This is a genomic window from Serratia sp. JSRIV006, from assembly GCF_019968685.1.
Taxonomy (GTDB): domain Bacteria; phylum Pseudomonadota; class Gammaproteobacteria; order Enterobacterales; family Enterobacteriaceae; genus Chania; species Chania fonticola_B.
The window spans coordinates 984,278-1,001,902 of the sequence record NZ_CP074137.1 but is presented as its reverse complement, the minus strand read 5'-3'; the positions used below and the strand labels follow the sequence as shown (position 1 = coordinate 1,001,902).

Genomic DNA, 17,625 nt, shown 5'->3' with positions numbered 1-17,625 from the left:
GAGACCAGCCTGATTTGTTTATCTTCCGTAGATTTGATAGCAATTATAATGACCACCAATAGCTCAGATCAATATAATAATAATAATAATATCCATCAATGTAACCCATTGATTAATATTATAATAATTTTTAATTATATGGAGTTATCAAGTGATAAATTACAATTAAGCACTAAAAAAACAAGTTAAGGTTTCAATTAATAGCGCGATATCAGGAATAAACAACGTTGCAAAACAGGCCGCTGACAGCGTTCTTTCGCCTCACTCAGGCTCTGCTGAATGTATCGAAACTTTGCTATATATCGAGTTTGGGTCACGTATCATCCCGACAACATCAGGCAAATGGTGGGCAAAACAGCGGTTCACGCTTCGGGATGATGATAGCCAGGTTGCAGAGGTTATGGCCATGCTCCGTGCGCTGAATAAGGTGACGAAAGAGGGATTTTATTGCAGGGGATTGAATCAACTATCTGATGTATTCAACAAAGCCGTTCAATTCCGTTCAGGCTGAACGCCTTTCAGCCCAAACTGGAAAGCAAGGATTAAGAGGTGAGGATCAAGCTGGCAGTCACTCGGCAACATCCGCCCCACTGCTACCCTGCTGCATGATTTCGCGTACCACGCTGGTAGCGAAACTGCCTGCTGGTAACCAGAAACGTAATTCCACGGTGACATCATCCCACCAGCTCCACTGCATTTTCTGCGGCTGTAGCAGCAAGGCCCGCCGCGCAGGCTCTACACGCTCACGCTTTAATAACGCCATCAGCTCTGGCTGTGACACCAGACAAGCTTGTTCAAAGACCAATGCTTCCCCGGCAGTACCGGGTTCACCATCCCCCGGCAATGGAGCCGTGATCATCAGTTCACCCGCGTCTAACCGTTGTTGCAGGGTGGCTAACTCTTCCGCTTTGGCCACGAACCAGCTCCCGCGCCCGGCCAGCTGTAACGCATCCCCTTCCAGCACCGTTTGTTGCTGTTGGTTAGCCAAACGCTGGCTGGCAATGAAGTTGAACAACGCACTGCGGCTAGCAGAGAGGTAGAAGCTACGTTTGCTGCGCTCCTTAACCCGGATCTCATCGTTGGCCCAGCGGCGCGCCATCGTCAGGTTGTTGCCCCCACGGCCAAAGCGCTGGCTGCCAAAGTAGTTCGGCACGCCACCCGCCGCGATAGCCTGTAAACGCTGCTCCACCTCTTGGCGATCGCCGATCTGGCGTAGCACCAGGGTGAATTCGTTCCCCTTCAACGTACCGATGCGCAGCTTGCGTAGGTGGCGAGCGGCCTGTAGCACTTCGCAGCCTTCCAGCGCAAACCGGCTGAGATCGGGAGATTCTTTCCCCGGCAGATGCAGACAGAACCACTGCTCGGTGACTGCATGGCGATCTTTCAAACCGGCATAGCTGACCGAACGGGCATGAATGCCGGCAAACTTCGCCAGAGCGTCCGCCACAAACTGGGTGTTGCAGCCGTTCTTGCGGATGTTCACCAGCAGGTGCTCACCTTCACCATCTGGGGTAAAGCCCAGATCCTCAACCACCACAAAGTCTTCCGGGTTGGCTTTCAGCACGCCGGTAGCCGCTGGCTTGCCGTGCAACCAGGTCAGATTGGCCATGTCCATACGTTATTCCTTGATCAACAGGGCAACCGCTTCGCAGGCAATGCCTTCGCCACGGCCGGTAAAGCCCAGCTGTTCGGTGGTGGTCGCTTTGACGTTAACGTCATCCATATGGCATTGCAGATCTTCCGCCAGGAAGATGCGCATCTGAGGAATGTGCGGTGCCATCTTCGGTGCCTGCGCAATGATGGTGACATCCAGATTACCCAGACGATAGCCCTTGGCACGAATGCGTTTCCAGGCTTCGCGCAGCAGCTCACGGCTGTCCGCGCCTTTAAAGGCCGGATCAGTATCCGGGAACAGCTTGCCGATATCCCCCAACGCCGCCGCCCCCAGCAGAGCATCGGTGGCCGCATGCAGCGCCACGTCACCATCGGAGTGAGCCAGCAGTCCTTTTTCATAAGGAATGCGAACACCGCCGATCACCAACGGCCCTTCGCCGCCAAATTTATGGACATCAAAACCGTGACCGATACGCATGATGCGCTCCTTTAGTTGTTCAACTGAGTCAAATAGAACGCCGCCAGCGCCAAATCCTCTGGCCGCGTCACTTTAATATTGTCCGCACGCCCCGCCACCAGCAGCGGATGATAACCGCAATGCTCCAGCGCCGAGGCTTCATCGGTTACCGTCGCCCCTTCATCCAGGGCGCGTTGCAGGCAGAGTTTAAGCAGTTCCAGCGGGAACAGCTGTGGCGTCAGTGCATGCCACAAATCCTGGCGTTCCACGGTGTGCGAGATGATGCTTTGGCCCACCTGCGCACGCTTCATGGTATCACGCACCGGCGCGGCAAGAATGCCGCCGACCTTACTGTGTGCCGTGATCGCCAGCAACCGCTCCAGATCGTCAGGATGCAGGCAAGGGCGGGCAGCATCATGTACCAATACCCAGTGCGCGTTGCCAGCCAGTTGCAGCCCGGCCAGCACCGAATCGGCGCGCTGTTGCCCGCCTTCAGTGACCAACACCCGCGGATCGCTGGCGATCGGTAGCGTTTTAAACTGTTGGTCTTCGGGGCTGATAGCCACGATCACCTGGGAAATACGCGGATGACGTAACAAGGCGTGGATCGCGTGCTCAAGAATGGTTTGATGGCCGATGGTTAAATATTGCTTCGGACAATCGGCCTGCATACGGCTGCCAATACCGGCAGCGGGCAGGACGGCGATCACCTGAGGGGAGGAGCCTACGGATGGATTCATGCGTTACTTCGGTGGGTTGTTCTGTGTGGCAGACGCCGCGTTGCGTCCGGAAGGTTCAGGCACCAGACGATAGAAAGTCTCGCCGGGCTTGATCATGCCCAGTTCATTACGTGCGCGTTCTTCTATCGCTTCCTGACCGCCGTTCAGGTCGTCGATCTCGGCAAACAGCTGATCGTTACGCGCTTTCAATTTGGCATTGTTGCTCTGCTGAGCCGCAACGTCATCATTGACCCGCACATAATCGTGAATACCATTCTTCCCCAGCCACAGCGAATACTGTAACCAGCCAAGCAGCGCCAGCAATAGCAGCGTCAGTTTTCCCATCTCCGCCCCCTAAAAAAAGCGCTTAATCATCCCACAACTTGCCGTTTGACTCCACACCAGCAGCGGCTTTTCACCTGCAGCCCTCAAGCGTAATCAGAACTTCCTGAGTTTAGCGCCTGATTGTCGCCTGAAAGCGGCATTAAATCTAGACAGGCATAACGTGCACCGCCCCTTGCGTCAGTATGCAGTAAGAATAACTGGATCGATGGCATTTCCACCGACATTTACGCCAATTTTTAAATAATTATTCATATTTAACACTGTTAGCATTTTCATCATCAGGTAGGGGTTGTGTTTTTATTCATGTAAGTTTATTTTTATGCATCTAAAGTGCATAAATAAATCCAATATATAACCTTTACTCAACGACTCAACTTATTCGGGGAATGCTCATGTTAAAACGTTTAGTGCTGATTAGTGCCTGCCTGGCGGCCACTTTTTCCGCGGCTTCCTTTGCCGCAGAACCGACGTATGTTGTCGGCTCCGGCGGTACCTATCGCCCGTTCGAATACGAAAACAGCAAAAAAGAGCTGGAAGGTTTTGATATCGATGTGATCAAGGCCGTCGCCAAAGCGGAAGGTTTCCAGGTGAAGCTGGTAAATACGCCGTGGGAAGGCATCTTTGCCACCTTGAACTCTGGCGACCGCGACATCATCATTTCCGGCATCACCATTACCGACAAGCGCAAGCAGATGGTCGACTTCTCTTCGCCATACTTCCCGGCAGAGCAGGCTATCGTGGTACCGAAAGAGTCTACGGTAGACTCTATCGACGCGCTGAAAACCCTGAAGGTGGGCGTGGTTAACTCCAGCACCGGCGACATCGTGGTTTCCGACGTCTTGGGTAAGAACAGCACCGCCATCAAGCGTTTTGATAACACCCCGCTGCTGCTGCAAGAGCTGTATGAAGATGGCATTGGCGCGGCCGTGGGTGACGTTGGCGTGGCCAAGTTCTATATCAAGACCCACCCGGAGAAAGAGTTCAAGCTGGTGTCAGACGCCAAGTTTGAGCGCCAGTATTTCGGCATTGCGGTGGCCAAGGGCAACGATGAGCTGCGTAACAAGATCAACAGCGGCCTGAAGAAAATCATCGCCGATGGCACCTACGCCAAAATCTACCAGACCTGGTTCGACAGCAACGTCCCTACGCTGCCAGCAGAATAAACCGGCTGTAAATAGGGGCACAATTGACTGTGCCCCTACGCATTAGACCCACAAGTTCGCACTACCACCGTAAGGATTCTATTTTGTCAGCATTCCGTTGGGAGATCATTGAGGAATACGCTCCGCTGTTTATGGAGGGTGCCTGGATGACCATCAAATGTACCATCATCTGCGTGATCCTGGGCACCACCTGGGGGCTGCTCCTCGGGTTAGGCCGCCTGGCGCAGGCACCGCACGGCATCTGGAAACCGATCCTGCACTATTGCGTGCAATGGCCGGTGCGCATCTACATCAGCGCCTTCCGGGGCACACCGCTGTTTGTGCAAATCATGGTGGTCCACTTCGCGCTGGTGCCGCTGTTTATCAACCCGCGTGACGGCCTGCTGGTCAGCAACGGTTTGATGAGCGTCGACTTCGCACGCGCATTACGTTCCGATTACGGTGCCTTCCTGTCTTGCGTAGTCGCCATCACGTTGAACGCCGGTGCTTACGTCTCGGAGATATTCCGTGCCGGGATCCAGTCGATCGACCGCGGCCAGATGGAGGCTTCACGCTCGTTGGGGATGGGCTACGGCAAGACCATGCGTAAGGTGATCCTGCCGCAGGCCTTCCGCCGCATGCTGCCGCCGCTTGGCAACAACGCCATCGCCATCGTCAAGGATTCGTCCCTGGCCTCCGCGATTGGTCTGGCGGATCTGGCTTATGCCGCGCGTACCGTTTCCGGCGCGTACGCCACCTACTGGGAGCCCTATCTGACTATTTCAGTGATCTATTGGGTCATCACCTTCCTGCTCTCGCTGATGGTGCAACACATGGAAAAAAGGTTCGGTAAAAGTGATTCGCGTACATAACCTGCAAAAACAATTTGGCGAAGCCCACGTGCTGCGCGGGATCTCCTGCCAGATCGCGCCGAAAGAAGTGGTATGCATTATCGGCCCTTCCGGCTCCGGTAAAAGTACCTTTCTGCGCTGTATCAACGCGCTGGAGACGCTCTCGGGCGGTGAGATCGACGTCAATGGCTTTGCCATTCACGATCAGAAGACCGATCTGAACAAGATGCGTGAAAGCGTGGGCATGGTATTCCAACGCTTTAACCTGTTCCCGCATATGACGGTGTTGGAGAACATCATCATGGCGCCGATGGACGTGAAAAAACTGCCTCGCAGCGAGGCTATTGAACGTGCCGAGGTGCTACTGAATAAAGTGGGCCTGCTGGACAAAATCGATGCCTATCCCAGCAGCCTGTCCGGTGGGCAGCAACAGCGTGTCGCCATCGCCCGCGCATTGGCGATGGAACCGCAAATCATGCTGTTCGATGAGCCTACCTCGGCGCTGGATCCGGAGTTGGTCGGTGAAGTGTTGGCGGTGATGAAGGCGCTGGCCCTTGAAGGCATGACGATGGTGGTGGTAACCCATGAAATGGGCTTCGCCCGTGAAGTGGCCGACCGGGTGCTGTTTATCGATCAGGGGATTATTCAGGAAGAAGGCACACCGGAGCACATCTTCGGAAACCCAACCAATCCGCGCACCCAGGCATTTTTAAGCAAAGTTTTGTAACCTTCGGCACCGCTTTGACATCTCTTGGGCGCACTGGCGCCCTTTTTATTACCAGCCACTCAGAAAGCTGAACACCAGCCAAAACAGACAGATGACGGTGATACCGGTCAGCAGCAGCGTGAGGAACAAACGCCCGCGCAGCACCACGCTGAAGACGATACCCAGCAGCACCGAGGCTGGCATCAAAGCCAGGAAAAACGGCCAGGTATAAAGAAGGAAAAACAAGGTGTTAGAACCGTAAACTATAAAAGGCACGGTAAACGCCAGCCAATAGAAGACAAAGCCGCTGGTGCCGCCCAAAAAGGAGTACGAGGGTTCCTCTTGCTCGAGTTGGCTATCAATCACTAGTGGCGTGGCATTTTGCATAGCGTTCCCTGGTCTATTGGCTCGCTCTGCGGCGACTTGCTAGAGTAAAAAGCGCGTAGCTCGATCACGCCACGCGCTTTTTGCGAATTCAGGGTTTGATAATAGCCTGACCACGCAGCAGGTCTAACAATTGCGCGGTCAAATTTGTTACCAATTGTTCACCATTAAGCCGGATATCCGGCCGTTCCGGCGCCTCGTACACCGAATCGATACCGGTGAAATTACGCAACTCACCGGCGCGGGCCTTTTTGTACAATCCTTTCGGATCGCGAGCCTCACAAATCGCCAGCGGGGTGTCGACAAACACTTCGATAAACTGTCCCTCGGCCAACATTTCCCGCACCATCTGCCGTTCGGCACGGTGCGGTGAGATAAACGCCGTCAACACCACCAGCCCAGCATCCACCATCAGCTTGGCCACTTCCCCCACCCGGCGGATATTCTCGCGCCGATCGTCGTCGGAGAACCCCAAGTCGCGGCACAGGCCGTGGCGCACATTGTCACCATCCAGCAGATAGGTACTGACCCCCAGCTGATGCAGCGCCTGCTCCAGCGCGCCAGCCACGGTCGATTTCCCCGAACCAGACAGGCCGGTAAACCATAGCACCACACCCTGATGGCCGTTCGCTGTTTCACGCTCCGCACGCGTTACCGCATGCGGGTGCCACACAACGTTTTCGTCTTTCGCTAACTCAGCCTCAGCCACGTTAATTCCCCTTCAGCAGGTCACGCGCACCCCAGTGTGGGAAATGCTTGCGTACCAAGGCGTTCAGCTCCAGTTCAAAGGCGCTGAAATTGCCCGCCGCTGCCGGATTATCCTGCTGCAAGGCTTCGCGGATCAACCCCGCGCCAACCGTGACGTTGGTCAAACGATCGATAAAGATCAGGCCGCCGGTATCATGATTCTGTTGATAGCTGTCCAGCACCAGCGGTTCGTCGAAGGTCAGCTCCACCAGCCCAATGCCGTTCAGGGGCAACACGTCGGCCTGATGCTGCGCCAGCGAGTTGATCTCCACCTGATGGCGAATGCTCTCAACGCGGGCGCGAGTTTTCTTCCCGGCTACCTTGATGTCGTAGCTTTGGCCCGGTAACAACGGCTGTTCTGCCATCCATACCACGTCCGCCAAGGCGCTTTGCGTGGCCTGTAGGGTTTCGCTGGCATCCACCAGCAGGTCGCCCCGGCTGATGTCGACTTCATCTTTCAGCACCAGCGTGATCGCTTCACCCGGCCCCGCCTCCTGCAGATCGCCATCAAAGGTCACGATGCGCGCCACGGTGGATTCAACGCCAGACGGCAGCACCTTGATGCGCTGGCCCACGCGGACCACACCGGCAGACAAAGTCCCGGCATAACCGCGGAAATCGAGATTCGGGCGGTTGACGTATTGTACCGGGAAGCGCAGCGGCTGATGTTCACGCTCGCTGATGACATCCACACTTTCCAACACCTCCAACAGTGTCGGGCCGCTATACCAAGGCATCTGTATGCTCTGGCTAGCAACGTTGTCACCGTCCAGTGCCGACAACGGGACGAATTTAATCTCCAGGTCGTTGGGCAACTGCTCGGCGAAGCTCAGGTAATCCTGTTTGAACTGTTCAAACACCGCCTGGCTGTAATCCACCAGGTCCATTTTGTTCACCGCCACCACCAGGTGGCGAATACCGAGCAGCGTGGCGATAAAACTGTGGCGACGGGTCTGATCCAGCACGCCTTTGCGCGCATCGATCAGCAGGATCGCCAAGTCGCAGGTCGAGGCACCGGTAGCCATATTGCGGGTGTACTGCTCATGCCCCGGCGTATCGGCGATGATAAATTTGCGCTTTTCGGTCGAGAAATAGCGGTAGGCCACGTCGATGGTAATGCCCTGCTCACGTTCTGCCTGCAGGCCATCCACCAGCAAGGCCAGATCGAGCTTCTCCCCTTGGGTGCCGATGCGTTTACTGTCGGTATGCAGGGTTGAGAGCTGATCTTCGTAGATCTGGCGGGTATCGTGCAGCAAGCGGCCAATCAGGGTGCTTTTACCGTCGTCCACGCTGCCACAGGTCAGGAAACGTAGCAGGCTCTTGTGCTGCTGCGCGTGCAGGTAGGCTTCTACCCCGCCCTGTTCGGCGATTTGTTGTGCAATAACGTTGTTCATTCCGGCGGCTCCTTAGAAATACCCTTGGCGCTTTTTCAGCTCCATCGAACCGGACTGATCGCGGTCGATCATGCGGCCCTGACGTTCGCTGGTGGTAGAAACCAGCATTTCCTCGATGATCTCCGGCAGCGTCTGCGCAGAAGAATCCACCGCGCCGGTCAACGGCCAGCAGCCGAGGGTACGGAACCGCACCATACGCTGGCTGATCACCTCACCCGGTTGCAGATCGATACGATCGTCATCCACCATCATCAACATGCCGTCGCGTTCCACCACCGGGCGCGGTTTGGCCAGGTAGAGCGGCACGATGTCGATCTTCTCCAGGAAGATATATTGCCAGATATCCAGCTCGGTCCAGTTCGACAGCGGGAACACGCGGATGCTCTCGCCCTTGTTGATCTGGCCGTTATAGTTGTGCCAAAGCTCCGGGCGCTGGTTTTTCGGATCCCAGCGGTGGAAGCGATCGCGGAAAGAATAGATGCGCTCTTTGGCGCGGGATTTCTCCTCGTCGCGGCGGGCACCACCGAAGGCGGCGTCAAAACCGTACTTGTTCAGCGCCTGCTTGAGGCCTTCGGTTTTCATGATATCGGTGTGCTTGGCGCTGCCGTGGACAAACGGGTTGATCCCCATAGCCACCCCTTCCGGGTTTTTGTGGATCAGCAGCTCGAAACCGTACTCTTTGGCGGTACGATCGCGGAATTGGTACATTTCGTTGAATTTCCAGCCGGTATCCACATGCAGCAGTGGGAACGGCAGCGTGCCCGGGTAGAACGCCTTGCGTGCCAGATGCAGCATCACCGAGGAGTCTTTACCGATGGAATAGAGCATCACCGGATTGCCGAATTCGGCGGCCACTTCACGGATGATATGGATGCTCTCCGCCTCCAATTGCCGCAAATGAGTGAGTCGTTTTTGGTCCATAACAGATCCTTTAAGCCAAATTCACGACGGCCGGGCGCGCTGCCACTGCCGTCTGCGATTGATGCCCAAACCAGGCGATTTGATGGTGTAATTCCACCACCTCACCGATCACCAGCAGCGCCGGTAACGGGGCCTGCCGAGTTAATTGTTCCAACTGTTGTAAGGTGCCAGTCTGCACCTGCTGATCGGCCCGCGTCCCCCGGCTGATCACAGCGACTGGCGTGCTCGCATCACGGCCATGGGCAATCAGGTTGCGGCTGATATCCGCCGCCTTCATCGTACCCATGTAGATCGCCAACGTCTGACGCGCCCGCGCCAGAGCAGGCCAATCCAAGCCGTCGTCATCGTCACGGCAATGGCCGGTAATAAAGGTCACGCTTTGGGCGTGATCGCGGTGCGTTAGCGGAATACCGGCATAGGCCGTAGCCCCTGCTGCGGCGGTTACGCCCGGCACTACCTGGAAGGGGATCCCGGCAGCGGCGGCCACCTGTAACTCTTCGCCACCCCGGCCAAAGATAAAGGGATCGCCACCTTTTAACCGCACCACCCGCTTCCCTTGCTGCGCCAGTTCCACCAGCAGGCGATTGGTCTCTTCCTGGATCACCGAGTGCGCACCGGCGCGTTTGCCCACGCAGATACGTTCGGCGTCGCGACGCACCAAATCCAGCGTCTCTTCACTCACCAGGTGATCGTAAAGCACCACGTCGGCCTGCTGCATCACCTGCAGCCCGCGTAGGGTCAACAAGCCGACATCGCCCGGGCCTGCCCCGACCAGTGCGATCTCACCTTGCGCCCCCTCATTACCCTGCGCAAAAGCCGTTAAATCCTGTTCCAACTGCTGCTGCGCCTGCTCCGTCTGGCCATTCGCCACCAACGTCGCGAAACGGCCGTTGAAGGTTTTCTCCCAGAAACGTCGTCTGGTCCCGATGGAAGCCAGCCGTTGCTTCACTTTGCCACGCAACCCTCCGGCCAGTTCCGCCATCTGCCCCAGGCTGGCGGGCAATAACGCTTCCAGCTTCTCACGTAACATCCGCGCCAATACCGGAGCTTGGCCGCTAGATGACACGGCCACCACCAACGGTGAGCGATCGATAATCGACGGAAAGATAAAGGAGCAGCGCGGTTGGTCATCCACTACGTTAGCCAGCACGCGGCGCTTATCCGCTTCGGCATACACCTCGGCGTTCAGCGCGCTATCGTCGGTAGCGGCAATCACCAGAAAGACGTCGTCTAACTGCTGCGGCACAAAGTTCTGTCCCAGCCACTCAACATGCCCTTGCAGGTGTTGGTGCTCCAGCTCTTCTGAGAGCGCCTGCGCCACGATCCGCACCTGCGCCCCTGCGCGTAGCAGGAGGTCGACTTTGCGTGCAGCCACTTCGCCGCCGCCAACCACCAGCACAGGGCGGTGTTTCAGGTCGGCAAATATTGGTAGATAGTCCACAACGGCCTTTTCATATAACAGATTGATAGGGTGACTATACGGCGTGCGATTTGCCCCCTGAAATGACGAAAAGGCATGAGATGTTCTTAAAAGGAATAAGGCTGTTGGCATTGCGCCTAACTCGCTGTACGTAATGGGGTTACGGGTGCGAGTTAACAGAGCTTGCTTGATGTTGCCCGATGGTCAAACATGTTCCGCCCCAGACAGGGATAGCAGCGGTTTAACGGCGCGCACCCAAGACAAAAATAGGACGCGAAGAAATTGTCTTATCGGCGCTGGCGTCCCATACTAACTACCGCAAAAATAATCGGCATCACTGCTATCAGAGAAGGATTTTTCGGTATGTTTTCCCGCTTGTGTCTGAGGGCAGGGCTGTTGTTAGTCGCTCTCGGCAGTGCTGTAAGCGTTTCGGCCGCTACCAAACCCGTAAAAGAAGCCCCGATGGGCCAGTTCGCCGCCAACCAGATCCGCCATATCGCTACCTACTTCCCCGGCCGCATGGCCGGCAGCCCGGCAGAATTACTGGCCGCAGACTACCTGAAACAGCAGTTTACCGAGATGGGCTACCCGGCTGATACCCGTACCTTTGACGCCCGTTATCTCTACACCAATAAAGACACCAGTGAAAACTGGCGCAAGATCAGCGTCACCTCGGTGATTGCGACCAAAAAGGGTGAGCGGCCCCAGCAGGTCATCATCATGGCGCACTTCGATACCTATACCCCGCTGAGCGACGATGAGGTGGACAATAACCTCGGTGGCCTGACGCTGCAGGGGGTCGATGACAATGCCTCCGGCGTGGGCGTGATGCTGGAGTTGGCCAACAGGCTGAAAAACATCCCCACCACCTATACCCTGCGCTTTGTGGCCATGAGTGGCGAAGAGCTGAAGTCAGTAGGCGCTAAAAACTACCTTGGCCGTATGACGCCGGAGGAACGCAAAAACACGCTACTGGTGATTAATCTCGACAGCCTGATCACCGGAGATCGCCTCTATTTCCACTCCGGGCGTAACACCGAGCCGGAAGTGGTGGCCAGATCCCGCGATCGTGCGCTGAGCATCGCCCACCGTTATGGTATTGAGGCGGCCATCAACCCAGGCAGCAAAGGTTTTCCAACCGGCACCGGTTGCTGTTCCGATCAGATCGTCTTCGATAACGCCAAAATTCCGGTGATGGCGGTAGAAGCCACCAACTGGTCGCTTGGGGATCGAGACGGTTACCAGCAGCGTGCTGTAAGCCCCAGCTTCCCGCAGGGCATTACCTGGCATCGCCCGCAATACGACAATCTGCAATATCTGGAAACCCACCTGCCAGGGCGAATCGACAAGCGCAGCCGCGACAGCGTGCGGATCCTGTTACCGTTGGTAAAAGAATGGGTGCAGGCGCATCCGGCCCCTGAGCCGAAGAAGAAAAAGAAGAAATAATTGGACGTAAAATCGAGTACAAATTTTGTACTCGACATCTCGGTTAAGTATACTGAGAGAAACCCGTATTCGAGAAAAAACTAATGAGTACGCACAAAACCTTATCGCAACAAGCGACACGAGAGAGTCTCGGTTCACCTGATAGTTTCAAAGGAGGTGTTTGGGTGACTAAAAATGGAACCGCAGAATTATTCGTCCAAACGGCCTTGGAACGACAAGAGGAATTGGCTGCCTGGGAACAGGAGCAGCAAACCCATGCACTGCTAAAACTGGTGCTGAAATCCAAGCAAGAAGTCGCCGAAGGGAAAGTCCTGACTCCTGATGAAGCATTAAAAAGGCTAAGGGCTGCAAGAGGTTAAGGAGTAACCAACCATGTATGAAGTGCGTCTGACCGAAACCGCATTTCAGTGCCTTGCCGATATAGAGTCGTTCAAAACAGCCACTATTGGTTCAGTGGATGCAGGACACTTTGTAGACCAATTGCTCTTGGAAGCTACTGCCACGTTGCGAGAAGATCCCAAGCGCTATCGTTTTAACGCCACTTTGGCTGATTATGGCTTAGGACTACGAGAACGTCTGGATAAACACGAATACCGGACGCTGTATGAAATCACCGGTCATACCGTCGACATCTTGCTGTTTTTGCATACCCGCCAAGATTTGACCCGCGCACTCAGACGTCACATGTTATTGAGCTAGAACTTAATTAGTCGGGCCCTCGCAGAACCCGGTTCGTTAACTATGCGCTCATCAACCTTCGTGCAGACCACACTCGCGCTTCAGGCCGAAGAAGCGGGTTTCTTCCTCGCTCATGCCTTCCTCCCATTTACGGGTGGTGTGGGTATCGCCCACCGACAGGTAACCCTGATCCCACAGCGGGTGGTAGCTCAGCCCATGTTCGGTGAGATATTGGTAAATCTGGCGGTTATCCCAGTCGATGATCGGCAGGATCTTGAATACCCCACGCTGCACCGCCAGCACCGGCAGATTGGCACGGCTGCCCGATTGCTCACGGCGCAGGCCGGCAAACCAGGTTTGCGCACCTAGCGTTTCCAGCGCGCGGTTCATCGGCTCAACTTTATTGATTTGGTTGTACTGCTCAATACCCTCTACGCCCTGCTCCCACAGCTTGCCGTAACGCGCCTCTTGCCAGGCTGGTGAATGCTTGGCGCGGAATACCTGCAGGTTCAGGTTCAGTTGGTCGGCCAGTTGGTCGATAAACTGGTAGGTTTCTGGGAACAGGTAGCCGGTATCAGTCAGGATCACCGGGATATCCGGCTTGATGCGCGTGACCAGATGCAGACACACCGCCGCCTGAATACCAAAGCTGGAGGAAAGCACAAACTCCCCCGGCAGATGTTCCAACGCCCAGGCAACCCTCTCCTGTGCCGAAAGCTGTTCCAACTGGCCGTTGACGACCGCCAGTGCCAGCGCCTGCCCGGACTTCGGTAACGCGTTCAGCGCCGCCAGATCCAATTCAGCCATGATGCGATCTCCTGAAAGTGTTGATGTGGCCCCTCACCCTAACCCTCTCCCACAGGGAGAGGGGACCGAAATGTGCCCTCGTCGGCATATCACTCTATACAGCGACCAAAAGGACCGGGGTAAGGAAGACTGGCTGCAGCGTAATAAATGCAGCCGTGCAAGTTATTCCCAGAAATCCTGCGCGGGATCCACCACCGGCCGGATAATCCCGGTACGCACGGTGAAATCGCCAAAACCTTCGCCAGCGGTGCGCTCTGTTGCCCAACGCCCTACCAGTTGGTCGATGGTTTGCAGGATTTCGTCTTCGTTAATATTTTCCCGATACATGCGCGGAATACGCGTCCCTTCACGGTTACCGCCCAAATGCAGGTTGTAACGGCCAATCGCTTTACCCACCAGGCCAATCTCCGCCAGCAGCGCTCGGCCACAGCCGTTCGGGCAGCCGGTGATACGCAGCACTACGTGCTCATCCCCCACGCCATGCCGATGCATGATGCCTTCCACCTTGGTCACAAACTCCGGTAAGAAGCGCTCGGCCTCTGCCATCGCCAGTGGGCAGGTTGGGTAGGACACGCAGGCCATCGAATTCTTGCGCTGCTCGCTGATGCCATCGTCGATCAGGCCATGCTCGCGTGCCAGGGCTTCGATCTTCGCCTTTTCGCTTTCCGGTACGCCAGCCACGATCAGGTTTTGGTTGGCTGTCAGACGGAAATCACCCTGATGGATCTTGGCGATCTCGGCCACGCCGGTTTTCAACGGACGGCCTGGATAATCCAGCAGGCGACCGTTTTCAATAAACAGCGTCAGGTGCCAGTGATTATCAACCCCTTTGACCCAGCCGATGCGATCGCCACGGCCGGTAAATTCGTACGGACGCACCGGCGCAAAGGTGATGCCAGCCCGCTTTTCTACCTCGGCGCGGAAGGTATCAACCCCCACCCGCTCCAGCGTATATTTGGTTTTGGCGTTCTTACGATCGGTGCGGTTGCCCCAGTCACGCTGGGTGGTCACTACCGCTTCAGCAACGGCCAGCGTGTGTTCCAGCGGAATATAGCCAAACTCACTCGCCGTACGCGCATAGGTTTTCTTGTTGCCATGCTCGATAGACAGGCCGCCGCCCACCAGCAAGTTAAAGCCCACCAGCTTGCCGTGTTCGGCAATCGCCACAAAGTTCATGTCGTTGGCGTGCAGATCCACATCGTTCTGCGGCGGGATCACCACCGTGGTTTTAAACTTGCGCGGCAGGTAAGTGGCCCCCAGGATCGGCTCTTCGTCCGTGGTCGCGACTTTTTCTTTATCCAGCCACACTTCGGCATAGGCACGGGTACGCGGCAGCAGGTGCTCGGAGATTTTCTTCGCCCATTCGTACGCTTCCTGATGCAGTTCCGACTCCACCGGATTCGAGGTGCAGAGTACGTTACGGTTCACGTCGTTAGCCGTCGCCAGCGCATCCAGCCCCAGGCGGTTCAGCAACTGGTGCACCGGTTTCACGTTACCTTTGACGATGCCATGGAACTGGAACGTCTGCCGGTTGGTGATACGGATGCTGCCGTACAGCGTGCTTTCCGCGGCAAATTTGTCGATCCCCAGCCACTGTTGCGGGGAAATAATCCCGCCTGGCAAGCGGCAGCGCAGCATCATGGCGTGGCGCGGCTCGAGTTTTTGTTCGGCACGTTCGGCGCGAATATCGCGATCGTCCTGTTGGTACATGCCGTGGAAACGGATCAGCAAGAAGTTATCGCCGGTAAAGCCGCCGGTCAGACCGTCTTGTAAATCTTCGGCAATGGTTCCGCGCAGGAAGTTACTCTCTTTCTTCAGACGCTCAGCATCGGTCAGTTTGCCTTCAACCACCAGAGGTCCAGGGTGTTTATCACTCATTAGTAAACGTCTCGCTGATAACGGCGCTCAAGGCGCAGCTCGCTTAAGAATTCGTCTGCCAGCTCGGTATCCATACCACCGTGCTCGGCCACCAGTGCTAACAATGTGTTTTCAACGTCTTTCGCCATGCGGTTGGCATCGCCACAGACATAGATGTGCGCGCCCTGCTGGATCCAGTTCCAGATTTCCGCGCCCTGCTCACGCAGCTTGTCCTGCACGTAAACCTTATGCTGTTGATCCCGTGACCAGGCCAGATCGATGCGGGTTAGCAGACCCTCTTTTACATAGCGCTGCCATTCAACCTGGTACAGGAAGTCTTCGGTAAAGTGCGGATTGCCGAAGAACAGCCAGTTCTTACCCCCGGCACCTTCCGCTTCACGTTGCTGCATAAAGGCGCGGAACGGGGCAATACCGGTACCTGGACCGATCATGATCACCGGCGTTTCCGGGTTGGCGGGCAAACGGAAGTTGTCGTTATGTTCGATAAACACCCGCAGTTCGCCTTCCTCTTCCAGACGATCGGCCAGGAAGCTGGAAGCCCCACCGGCACGGCTGCGGCCATCAATGTCGTAGCGCACCACGCCAACGGTGATGTGCACTTCGTTTTCATTCTCTGCCTGAGAGGAGGCGATGGAGTACAGGCGCGGCGTCAGCGGGCGCAGCAGGCTGAGTAACTGCTCTGCGTTCAGGTCGGCCGGAGCCTGGCGTACCATGTCCACAATCGGGGTGTTATGGGCGTAGTGTTGCAGTTTAGGCTTGTCAGCCAGCAGGCCAATCAGCTTTTCGTCTCGCGACAGCCCGGCATATTTTTCCACGATCGGCGTAGTGTTCTGCGTCAGTTCAAAGTGGCTACGCAAAGCTTCACGCAGCGACAGGGTTTGCCCCTCAACCTCGACCGGTTCGTCGCCTTTCAGCCACAGCAGTTGAACCAGCTCCTCCACCAGCGCCGGATCGTTGTCAAACCATACGCCCAAGGCATCGCCCGGCTGATAGCGCAGGCCGGAATCGCCTAAATCGATCTCTATATGGCGCACATCTTTATCGGAAGCGCGGCCAGTGATCTTTTGCTTGGCCGCCAGTTGCGCGGTCAGTGGTTGTTCTTTGCTGTAGGGGCTGCTGTCCAACTGATCGACCGCACCGCTGGCCAATGCTGCCGGAGCACTGTTTTCCGCTGGTGCTCGAGCCTTCAGGACTTCCACCACCTGCTTGCGCCAGGCGATAGCCAGTTCCTGATAATCCACATCCGCATCGATGCGCTCCACCAGGCGCTCGGCCCCCAGCTCGGCCAGCTTGCTATCAAAGTCTTTGCCGGACTGGCAGAAATTCTCATAAGAGCTATCCCCCAGGCCAAACACCGCAAAGGCGGTTTCATTGAGTTTGGGGGCTTTTTTCGAATGCAGGAATTTGTGCAGCGCCACCGCTTCTTCCGCTGGCTCCCCTTCCCCTTGGGTGGAGGCGACCACCACCAGCAGACGCTCCTGGGCGATTTGCTTGAACTTGTAGTCACCGGCATTCACCAGGGTGACGCTCAGCTTCGCCGCCAGCAGATCGTCGCGTAGCTGTTCGGCCAGACGGCGTGCGTTACCGGTCTGGGAAGCAGAAATCAGGGTGATGCTGGCCGCAGGGGCTGCGGCAACCGGTGCTGAAGCCACGCTTCCCGGCTGCTGATTAACCCTGCCCCAGAAATAACCAGAGAGCCACGCCAGCTGCGTTGGGGAGTACCCGCCAATGACGGCCTGCAAACTCGAAAGCTGTTCGGGGGTCAGCGGGAGCAAAGATGTTGGAGGAACCTGAGTCGTCATCGCGGTACGGATATCCTATGCTTAGCCAGTGTCAGTCGCTGTAATTGTTGTTGTGTAATGTCCTGAAAAGACCAGGAGAGTTTGTAAGGTTACCGAGCGTCATTGCAACGATTAAATAAGGGATAGCAATAATTAATAACCAAAACGACTAAGCAGTTTTCCTGGTAAGGGATAGTGGCTAAATCGTTAGATGTTTATTTTTAATTCATTGTTATTTAATGAGTTAATTTCTCAAAGTTTGAATGACTCGCATTTGAGGTGGATAACGTCCCCCTATCGGCTCAATCCCGCCCAAATAAAAAATGCCAGCAGCG

18 protein-coding genes are annotated in these 17,625 nt (G+C 55.9%); 6 read left to right on the top strand and 12 right to left on the bottom strand.

Features of this window, described 5'->3' with window-relative positions; all coding sequences use genetic code 11:
• Window positions 1-568: 568 nt before the first annotated feature.
• Genes truD through ftsB form a run of 4 tightly spaced genes read right to left on the bottom strand, consistent with a single transcriptional unit; the run spans window position 569 to window position 3,135 of the window.
• The gene (gene truD / locus KGP16_RS04555) at window positions 569-1,615 is read right to left on the bottom strand and encodes a tRNA pseudouridine(13) synthase TruD (protein WP_223500869.1); all 1,047 of its coding nucleotides are present in this window, start codon (window positions 1,613-1,615) and stop codon (window positions 569-571) included.
• A gap of 3 nt (window positions 1,616-1,618) precedes the next feature.
• Window positions 1,619-2,092, bottom strand: a complete 474-nt coding sequence (gene ispF / locus KGP16_RS04550; RefSeq protein WP_021179414.1) for a 2-C-methyl-D-erythritol 2,4-cyclodiphosphate synthase — start codon at window positions 2,090-2,092, stop codon at window positions 1,619-1,621.
• Between the two features lie 11 nt (window positions 2,093-2,103).
• Complete coding sequence (gene ispD / locus KGP16_RS04545; protein ID WP_223500868.1) at window positions 2,104-2,811, bottom strand: 2-C-methyl-D-erythritol 4-phosphate cytidylyltransferase; 708 nt, start codon at window positions 2,809-2,811, stop codon at window positions 2,104-2,106.
• Between the two features lie 3 nt (window positions 2,812-2,814).
• A complete protein-coding gene (gene ftsB / locus KGP16_RS04540; RefSeq protein ID WP_223500867.1) occupies window positions 2,815-3,135 on the bottom strand; it encodes a cell division protein FtsB in 321 nt (106 codons plus the stop codon).
• 392 nt (window positions 3,136-3,527) lie between these two features.
• Here ftsB and KGP16_RS04535 point away from each other — a divergent pair, with 392 nt between their 5' ends.
• The 3 genes from KGP16_RS04535 (at window position 3,528) to KGP16_RS04525 (ending at window position 5,855) form a co-directional block, all read left to right on the top strand.
• The gene (locus KGP16_RS04535) at window positions 3,528-4,298 is read left to right on the top strand and encodes a basic amino acid ABC transporter substrate-binding protein (RefSeq protein ID WP_218519861.1); all 771 of its coding nucleotides are present in this window, start codon (window positions 3,528-3,530) and stop codon (window positions 4,296-4,298) included.
• Between the two features lie 83 nt (window positions 4,299-4,381).
• Window positions 4,382-5,149 carry an amino acid ABC transporter permease gene (locus KGP16_RS04530; protein WP_059199800.1) on the top strand — a complete coding sequence of 256 codons (768 nt, stop codon included), beginning with the start codon at window positions 4,382-4,384 and terminating at the stop codon, window positions 5,147-5,149.
• Entirely contained in the window at window positions 5,133-5,855 is a 723-nt protein-coding gene (locus KGP16_RS04525; RefSeq protein ID WP_059199799.1) for an amino acid ABC transporter ATP-binding protein, read from the top strand. Before KGP16_RS04530 ends, KGP16_RS04525 begins: the two co-directional genes overlap by 17 nt.
• Window positions 5,856-5,903: 48 nt before the next feature.
• Here KGP16_RS04525 and KGP16_RS04520 read toward each other — a convergent pair whose 3' ends face one another.
• The 5 genes from KGP16_RS04520 to cysG form a co-directional block, all read right to left on the bottom strand.
• Complete coding sequence (locus tag KGP16_RS04520) at window positions 5,904-6,221, bottom strand: DUF3561 family protein (protein ID WP_059199798.1); 318 nt, start codon at window positions 6,219-6,221, stop codon at window positions 5,904-5,906.
• Window positions 6,222-6,309: 88 nt separating this feature from the next.
• Window positions 6,310-6,927, bottom strand: coding sequence for an adenylyl-sulfate kinase (cysC, locus tag KGP16_RS04515; RefSeq protein ID WP_223498900.1), 618 nt, complete (start codon window positions 6,925-6,927; stop codon window positions 6,310-6,312).
• Window position 6,928: 1 nt separating this feature from the next.
• Window positions 6,929-8,359, bottom strand: coding sequence for a sulfate adenylyltransferase subunit CysN (gene cysN / locus KGP16_RS04510; RefSeq protein ID WP_059199796.1), 1,431 nt, complete (start codon window positions 8,357-8,359; stop codon window positions 6,929-6,931).
• 12 nt (window positions 8,360-8,371) lie between these two features.
• Window positions 8,372-9,280: a sulfate adenylyltransferase subunit CysD gene (cysD, locus tag KGP16_RS04505; protein ID WP_024485711.1), complete on the bottom strand. Its 909-nt coding sequence runs from the start codon at window positions 9,278-9,280 to the stop codon at window positions 8,372-8,374.
• A gap of 10 nt (window positions 9,281-9,290) precedes the next feature.
• Window positions 9,291-10,721 (bottom strand): siroheme synthase CysG, encoded by a 1,431-nt coding sequence (cysG, locus tag KGP16_RS04500; protein ID WP_223500866.1) that lies wholly within the window; start codon window positions 10,719-10,721, stop codon window positions 9,291-9,293.
• A gap of 342 nt (window positions 10,722-11,063) precedes the next feature.
• Between cysG and KGP16_RS04495 the strand changes: the two genes are divergently transcribed.
• From KGP16_RS04495 to KGP16_RS04485, 3 genes are all read left to right on the top strand, one after another.
• On the top strand, window positions 11,064-12,146 hold the full coding sequence (locus KGP16_RS04495; RefSeq protein WP_179252296.1) for an aminopeptidase: 1,083 nt from the start codon (window positions 11,064-11,066) through the stop codon (window positions 12,144-12,146).
• A gap of 83 nt (window positions 12,147-12,229) precedes the next feature.
• Window positions 12,230-12,505, top strand: coding sequence for a hypothetical protein (locus KGP16_RS04490; RefSeq protein ID WP_024485708.1), 276 nt, complete (start codon window positions 12,230-12,232; stop codon window positions 12,503-12,505).
• Window positions 12,506-12,518: 13 nt separating this feature from the next.
• Entirely contained in the window at window positions 12,519-12,845 is a 327-nt protein-coding gene (locus KGP16_RS04485) for a type II toxin-antitoxin system RelE/ParE family toxin (protein ID WP_059199793.1), read from the top strand.
• A gap of 51 nt (window positions 12,846-12,896) precedes the next feature.
• On the opposite strand, the gene cysH is transcribed toward KGP16_RS04485, so the two are convergent.
• From cysH to cysJ, 3 genes are all read right to left on the bottom strand, one after another.
• The gene (gene cysH / locus KGP16_RS04480) at window positions 12,897-13,631 is read right to left on the bottom strand and encodes a phosphoadenosine phosphosulfate reductase (RefSeq protein WP_059199792.1); all 735 of its coding nucleotides are present in this window, start codon (window positions 13,629-13,631) and stop codon (window positions 12,897-12,899) included.
• 162 nt (window positions 13,632-13,793) lie between these two features.
• Window positions 13,794-15,509 carry an assimilatory sulfite reductase (NADPH) hemoprotein subunit gene (gene cysI, locus KGP16_RS04475; protein WP_059199791.1) on the bottom strand — a complete coding sequence of 572 codons (1,716 nt, stop codon included), beginning with the start codon at window positions 15,507-15,509 and terminating at the stop codon, window positions 13,794-13,796.
• Window positions 15,509-17,311, bottom strand: a complete 1,803-nt coding sequence (gene cysJ / locus KGP16_RS04470) for an NADPH-dependent assimilatory sulfite reductase flavoprotein subunit (protein WP_094982120.1) — start codon at window positions 17,309-17,311, stop codon at window positions 15,509-15,511. Before cysJ ends, cysI begins: the two co-directional genes overlap by 1 nt.
• Window positions 17,312-17,625 lie beyond the last annotated feature (314 nt).